Below are 3,075 nucleotides of genomic sequence, written 5' to 3'. Positions count from 1 at the left end.
TGTTCTTTGAAAACTAGATAACAATAAGTAATACATTCACATTGAATGCAATGCAAAGTTCATCACACATAGTGATTCTTTCTAAAGTAAGAAATGGTTAAGTTAGAAAGGGCGCACGGTGGATGCCTTGGCACTAGGAGCCGATGAAGGACGGGACGAACACCGATATGCTTCGGGGAGCTGTAAGCAAGCTTTGATCCGGAGATTTCCGAATGGGGAAACCCACTGCTCGTAATGGAGTAGTATCCATACTTGAATACATAGAGTATGAGAAGGCATACCCGGGGAACTGAAACATCTAAGTACCCGGAGGAAGAGAAAGCAAATGCGATTCCCTGAGTAGCGGCGAGCGAAACGGGAACAGCCCAAACCAAGAGGCTTGCCTCTTGGGGTTGTAGGACACTCTATACGGAGTTACAAAGGAATGATATAAGCGAAGAGGTCTGGAAAGGCCCGCCAGAGAAGGTAACAGCCCTGTAACTGAAATGTCATTCTCTCCAGAGTGGATCCTGAGTACGGCGGAACACGTGAAATTCCGTCGGAATCCGGGAGGACCATCTCCCAAGGCTAAATACTCCCTAGTGACCGATAGTGAACCAGTACCGTGAGGGAAAGGTGAAAAGCACCCCGGAAGGGGAGTGAAATAGATCCTGAAACCGTGTGCCTACAAGTAGTCAGAGCCCGTTAACGGGTGATGGCGTGCCTTTTGTAGAATGAACCGGCGAGTTACGATCCCGTGCAAGGTTAAGCAGAAGATGCGGAGCCGCAGCGAAAGCGAGTCTGAATAGGGCGCATGAGTACGTGGTCGTAGACCCGAAACCAGGTGATCTACCCATGTCCAGGGTGAAGTTCAGGTAACACTGAATGGAGGCCCGAACCCACGCACGTTGAAAAGTGCGGGGATGAGGTGTGGGTAGGGGTGAAATGCCAATCGAACCTGGAGATAGCTGGTTCTCTCCGAAATAGCTTTAGGGCTAGCCTCAAGGTAAGAGTCTCGGAGGTAGAGCACTGATTGGACTAGGGGCCCCTACCGGGTTACCGAATTCAGTCAAACTCCGAATGCCGATGACTTATCCTTGGGAGTCAGACTGCGAGTGATAAGATCCGTAGTCGAAAGGGAAACAGCCCAGACCGCCAGCTAAGGTCCCAAAGTATACGTTAAGTGGAAAAGGATGTGGAGTTGCTTAGACAACCAGGATGTTGGCTTAGAAGCAGCCACCATTTAAAGAGTGCGTAATAGCTCACTGGTCGAGTGACTCTGCGCCGAAAATGTACCGGGGCTAAACGTATCACCGAAGCTGCGGACTGTTCTTACGAACAGTGGTAGGAGAGCGTTCTAAGGGCTGTGAAGCCAGACCGGAAGGACTGGTGGAGCGCTTAGAAGTGAGAATGCCGGTATGAGTAGCGAAAGACGGGTGAGAATCCCGTCCACCGAATGCCTAAGGTTTCCTGAGGAAGGCTCGTCCGCTCAGGGTTAGTCGGGACCTAAGCCGAGGCCGAAAGGCGTAGGCGATGGACAACAGGTTGATATTCCTGTACCACCTCCTCACCATTTGAGCAATGGGGGGACGCAGGAGGATAGGGTAAGCGCGGTATTGGATATCCGCGTCCAAGCAGTTAGGCTGGGAAATAGGCAAATCCGTTTCCCGTAAAGGCTGAGCTGTGATGGCGAGCGAAATTTAGTAGCGAAGTTCCTGATTCCACACTGCCAAGAAAAGCCTCTAGCGAGGTGAGAGGTGCCCGTACCGCAAACCGACACAGGTAGGCGAGGAGAGAATCCTAAGGTGATCGAGAGAACTCTCGTTAAGGAACTCGGCAAAATGACCCCGTAACTTCGGGAGAAGGGGTGCTTCTTAGGGTGTTAAAGCCCCGAGAAGCCGCAGTGAATAGGCCCAGGCGACTGTTTAGCAAAAACACAGGTCTCTGCGAAGCCGTAAGGCGAAGTATAGGGGCTGACGCCTGCCCGGTGCTGGAAGGTTAAGAGGAGCGCTTAGCGTAAGCGAAGGTGCGAATTGAAGCCCCAGTAAACGGCGGCCGTAACTATAACGGTCCTAAGGTAGCGAAATTCCTTGTCGGGTAAGTTCCGACCCGCACGAAAGGCGCAACGATCTGGGCACTGTCTCAACGAGAGACTCGGTGAAATTATAGTACCTGTGAAGATGCAGGTTACCCGCGACAGGACGGAAAGACCCCGTGGAGCTTTACTGCAGCCTGATATTGAATGTTGGTACAGCTTGTACAGGATAGGTAGGAGCCTTGGAAACCGGAGCGCTAGCTTCGGTGGAGGCATCGGTGGGATACTACCCTGGCTGTATTGACCTTCTAACCCGCTGCCCTTATCGGGCAGGGAGACAGTGTCAGGTGGGCAGTTTGACTGGGGCGGTCGCCTCCTAAAATGTAACGGAGGCGCCCAAAGGTTCCCTCAGAATGGTTGGAAATCATTCGCAGAGTGTAAAGGCACAAGGGAGCTTGACTGCGAGACCTACAAGTCGAGCAGGGACGAAAGTCGGGCTTAGTGATCCGGTGGTTCCGCATGGAAGGGCCATCGCTCAACGGATAAAAGCTACCCCGGGGATAACAGGCTTATCTCCCCCAAGAGTCCACATCGACGGGGAGGTTTGGCACCTCGATGTCGGCTCATCGCATCCTGGGGCTGTAGTCGGTCCCAAGGGTTGGGCTGTTCGCCCATTAAAGCGGTACGCGAGCTGGGTTCAGAACGTCGTGAGACAGTTCGGTCCCTATCCGTCGCGGGCGCAGGAAATTTGAGAGGAGCTGTCCTTAGTACGAGAGGACCGGGATGGACGCACCGCTGGTGTACCAGTTGTTCTGCCAAGGGCATCGCTGGGTAGCTATGTGCGGACGGGATAAGTGCTGAAAGCATCTAAGCATGAAGCCCCCCTCAAGATGAGATTTCCCATTCCGCAAGGAAGTAAGATCCCTGAAAGATGATCAGGTTGATAGGTCTGAGGTGGAAGCGTGGTGACACGTGGAGCTGACAGATACTAATAGATCGAGGACTTAACCTATATTCTAATGTGAAGCATGAACATTGTTATCTAGTTTTGAGAGAACATT

Annotated in this window: 1 rRNA gene; it reads left to right on the top strand. The window is 52.3% G+C overall.

Annotation, left to right across the window (positions count from 1 at the left end):
* Window positions 1–95 precede the first annotated feature (95 nt).
* A 23S ribosomal RNA gene (locus tag IEE86_RS19085) occupies window positions 96–3,026 on the top strand.
* The last annotated feature ends 49 nt before the right edge of the window (window positions 3,027–3,075 follow it).

The organism is Bacillus crepusculi, assembly GCF_014764715.1.
Taxonomy (GTDB): Bacteria; Bacillota; Bacilli; order Bacillales; family Bacillaceae; genus Bacillus.
Note: the sequence above shows the minus strand (reverse complement) of the source record. Positions and strands in the feature narration are given on the sequence as shown.